Genomic DNA, 4113 nt, shown 5'->3' with positions numbered 1-4113 from the left:
TCTGAAGAGCTTAAGAAGGGAGACTAAAAGTTATGGATCAGTTTTAATCTTCGACGAGATAATAACCGCCTTCAGACACAACATCCACGGAGTTCAGGAGGAATTCGGAGTAATCCCGGATTTAACCACGATAGGAAAATCGATGGGAAACGGGTATCCGGTGGCGGCGATAGTCGGAAAGGGGGAGATAATGTCGCTTGTGCATAATGGGGTTCTCGTTTCTGGAACGTACAGCGGTCACCCAGCGTCCCTTGCGGCTGTGAAGAAGACAATAGAGGTCCTCGAAAGGGAAAAAGTTGTGGAATACATCTCTAAGCTTGGAGAAGAGTACAGAAAAGCGGTTAAGGATGTCATAGAAGATACGGAGACAAAAGCGAGGGTCGTTGGATACAAATCCATCTTCGCAATTCAATTTGCCGAAGGAGATGTAGTGGATTACTCTTCAGTGGTAGGTATCGACAGGGAGAAGTTCAAGGTTTTCGCGGCGGAGATGAGGAAAAGGGGCATCTTTTTCACGCCAAACCCACTAAAAAGGTGTCACCTCTCAGCCAAACACGGTGAAAAGGAATTAGAAGAGTTCGTGAACTCAGCTTTCGAGGTTTTGAAGCGAATTGACGTGTAACCTTTTCTTAGATACGTTTTTTAAACCTCCTTCAAAATTTCGTGGAGATGGAGATAGCCATTCCTTCCTCGATCCTTGAGAACGAAAGCGATGAGAAGATAAAGACGTTTAAAGTGGGAATAATCGGGAGAGCTGCTGCTATTTTCAGAGTTGAGAAGATCTACATCTATAAAGATCCGAGCAGAGACGATTCGGATTTTATCTCCGAGATTTTAAGATATATGGAAACCCCGCAGTATCTAAGGAAGCATCTTTTCCCAAGAAGCGAGAAGCTAAGATATGCAGGAGTTTTGCAGCCTCTCCAGATTCCTTCCCATAAGCCGAAACATTTAAAAGTCGGTGAAATCAGAGAGGGGGTAATCGTCAAAGTTGCTGACGGCACCGCGTGGGCTGATATAGGAATGAAAGCCCTGGCCCTCTTTCGGGGAAAGGCTCGAAAGGGGGCCCGCGTGACCGTCAGGGTCTGTTCGACGAATCCGTTGGTGGTGGAAGAGGCGAAGCCCGAGGAGTATTGGGGCTTCAAAGTTGAGAAGTGCAGCTTGAAAAAGCTGCTGAAAAGGGAGGATGCAGTGGTAACTTCCAAACTCGGGTACTACCCAAGTGTAGATGAGATGAAAAAAGTGAACCTGCTCATATTTGGAAGTCCAAGTAAAGAGGTAAAGGAGATTGCGGACATGCTGGGATTAGAATTCGAAGCCAAGATGTGGAACATGATTCCGAAACAAGGAGTGAGAAGCGTGAGGGTAGAGGAGGCTGTGATTAGTTGTCTCTCTGTAATCAATTTCATTAGGGAGGTGTATTGATGAAGTACCACAGACCAAGAAGGGGTTCCCTCGGATTCTCTCCAAGAAAGAGAGCGAGTAGTATAATCCCAAGAATTAGAAGCTGGCCAGATTGCGACGAGCCAAAGTTGCTTGGTTTCGCCGGTTACAAAGCCGGAATGACCCACGTAATAATGATAGACGACAGAAAGAACTCTCCAACTTACGGCGAAGAGATAATGGTTCCGGTTACTGTTCTTGAAACTCCGCCGATGAAAGTTATGGGGATAAGGGTTTACAGAAAAACCGTCTACGGATTGCAAATAGCCGGAGAGGTTTGGACTGACGAACTGGACAGCTATCTCTCAAGAAGGATCCAGCTTCCTAAGAAGAAGGGAGATGTTGACAGGCTGAAGGAAATCGAAGATATTGCAGAGGTTAGAGTTATAACGTACACGCAGCCCTACTTGATTACCGGAGTTCCGAAGAAAGTGCCGGATGTTATGGAGCAGAAAGTCGGGGGAGATGTTGAGGCTGCTTTAAATTACGCCATAGAAAAATTAGGAAAAGAAGTTAGAATTAACGAGGTTTTCAAGGAAGGGGCGTTTATCGATGTCTTGAGCATAACCAAAGGGAAGGGATTCCAGGGGCCTGTGAAGAGGTGGGGAGTAATTACGCTCGACGCAAAGCATGCGAGAAGCAGCAAGCATAGGAGAGTTGGAACTCTTGGACCTTGGCATCCGCACAGGGTGAGGTGGACAGTTCCTCAAGCCGGTCAAATGGGATTCCACCAAAGAACGGAGTACAACAAGAGAATTCTGAAAATCGGAACAAATGGAGAGGACATAAATCCGGAAGGCGGATTCTTGCACTACGGTTTGGTTAGATCAGACTACGTCCTCGTTTCCGGAAGCGTTCCGGGAAGTGTGAAGAGGCTCGTTAGAATGAGGGATGCGATAAGACCTCCTCAGGCTGTGTATGAGGGAGTAAACATTCTGTACATTAGCAAAAGCTCGAAGCAAGGTAGGTGATCGTGATGAAAGCTAAGGTTTACAGCTTAACCGGAGAAGTCGTCGAAGAGATCGAGCTGCCAGCCGCATTTAGCGAGGAGTTCAGACCGGACATAATAAGAAAAGCTGTTCACGCTATTCAAAGCCACAGAAGACAGCCCTACGGACCTAATCCTTTAGCCGGAACTGACTACGCATGGGAAAACTGGGGACCCGGCTACGGCTATGCGAGAGTCCCAAGATGGAAGCTTGGAAGGAGAGCTGTTGTCGTCCCTCAGGCTGTTGGAGGTAGGAGAGCGCATCCTCCAAAGGTGCAGAAGAAGTGGGCTGAGAAGATAAATAAAAAAGAGATGAGAAAGGCTTTAAGATCTGCTTTGGCAGCCACGATAAATGAGGAAATCGTGAGAGCGAGAAACCACGTTTTTGAGGGCGAGCTGCCAAAGATAGTTGTGGACGAGTTTGAAGAGCTGAAGAAGACGAAGGAGATAGTAGAAGTTTTCAAAGCAATTGGTGTTTACGCCGATGTTGAGAGGGCTAAGGAAAGAAAGAGGTACAGAGCCGGAAAAGGTAAGATGAGGGGAAGGAGATTTAAAATTAAGAAGAGCGTTCTTGTTGTCGTAAGTAGAGTTTGCGACGCTATGAAAGCTGCTAAGAACTTGGCTGGAGTTGACGTTGTTCTGGCTAAAGACCTTAACGTGGAGCTTTTAGCTCCCGGAGGGCATGCAGGTAGGTTGACCGTCTATACAAAATCTGCGATAGCTCAGCTGGGGGAGAGATTATGAGAAAGATTAAGTGCTTCCTGATAACCGAAAAGAGCGTTTCACTCCTTGAGAAAAACATAGTAACGGCTATAGTGGACATAAGGGCGAATAAGAAGGAGATAAAAAAGGATTTTGAGAAACTCTTCGGAGTAGAAGTGGAAAGAGTGAATACGTTGATAACTCCGAAAGGCGAGAAGAAGGCTTACATCAAGTTGAAGCCAGAATATTCAGCTGAAGAACTCTTATCAAAGCTGGGTGTGTTCTGAGGTGATGTAAATGGGTAAGAGGATTATTTCCCAAAACCGTGGAAAAGGAACGCCGACTTACACTGCTCCCTCTCACAAGTATAAAGCTGAAGCTAAGCACATTCCTTTCAAAGAAGATGTGGTTAGGGCGGAAGTTATAGACATCGTTCACGATCCCGCAAGAAACGGTCCTCTCGCTTTGGTTAAATTTGAAGACGGGAGCAAAGGCTACGTTTTGGCTGTAGAAGGAATCGGCACCGGGGACATAATAGAAGCCGGGGAAAACGTGGAGATTAAGCCCGGAAATATAACGTACCTTAAGAACATTCCCGAAGGTGTCCCCATCTGCAATATAGAGAACGTGCCTTTTGATGGAGGAAGGTTTGCGAGAGCAAGCGGTACTTTCGGATTTGTTGTTGCCCACGAGGAGGATAGGGTTCTCGTTCAGTTACCGAGCGGAAAGATGAAGTGGCTCGATCCTAAGTGTAGGGCGATGATTGGAGTCGTAGCCGGAGGAGGAAGAACTGATAAACCTTTCGTTAAAGCCGGAAAGAAGTACCACAAGATGAAGAGTAAAGCCGCTAAATGGCCTCGCGTTAGAGGAGTTGCTATGAACGCTGTCGACCACCCCTTTGGAGGTGGAAAGCACCAGCATGTTGGTAGGCCGAAGACTGTTAGTAGGAACGCTCCTCCGGGTAGGAAGGTTGGTAGTAT

The 4113-nt window shown here is 46.8% G+C and carries 6 protein-coding genes; all 6 read left to right on the top strand.

What is annotated here, in order from left to right; genetic code table 11:
• Positions 1–622: aminotransferase class III-fold pyridoxal phosphate-dependent enzyme (locus F7C14_RS00875; RefSeq protein ID WP_290898755.1), on the top strand; the 622-nt coding region annotated here is incomplete at its 5' end.
• A gap of 47 nt (positions 623–669) precedes the next feature.
• Entirely contained in the window at positions 670–1425 is a 756-nt protein-coding gene (locus F7C14_RS00870) for a putative RNA uridine N3 methyltransferase (protein ID WP_290898750.1), read from the top strand.
• On the top strand, positions 1425–2414 hold the full coding sequence (locus F7C14_RS00865; RefSeq protein ID WP_290898746.1) for a 50S ribosomal protein L3: 990 nt from the start codon (positions 1425–1427) through the stop codon (positions 2412–2414). Before F7C14_RS00870 ends, F7C14_RS00865 begins: the two co-directional genes overlap by 1 nt.
• Positions 2415–2419: 5 nt before the next feature.
• Complete coding sequence (gene rpl4p / locus F7C14_RS00860) at positions 2420–3175, top strand: 50S ribosomal protein L4 (protein ID WP_290898739.1); 756 nt, start codon at positions 2420–2422, stop codon at positions 3173–3175.
• Positions 3172–3420 (top strand): 50S ribosomal protein L23, encoded by a 249-nt coding sequence (locus F7C14_RS00855; RefSeq protein WP_012965640.1) that lies wholly within the window; start codon positions 3172–3174, stop codon positions 3418–3420. The genes rpl4p and F7C14_RS00855 overlap by 4 nt, the downstream gene beginning before the upstream one ends.
• Positions 3421–3430: 10 nt before the next feature.
• Positions 3431–4113, top strand: a 683-nt coding sequence (locus tag F7C14_RS00850; protein ID WP_290898728.1) for a 50S ribosomal protein L2, incomplete at its 3' end; no start/stop codon positions are given.

Origin of the sequence: Ferroglobus sp., assembly GCF_015521575.1 — an archaeon.
Taxonomy (GTDB): domain Archaea; phylum Halobacteriota; class Archaeoglobi; order Archaeoglobales; family Archaeoglobaceae; genus Ferroglobus.
The sequence above is the reverse complement of the archived record's forward strand: the minus strand, read 5'-3'. Positions and strand labels throughout refer to the sequence as shown.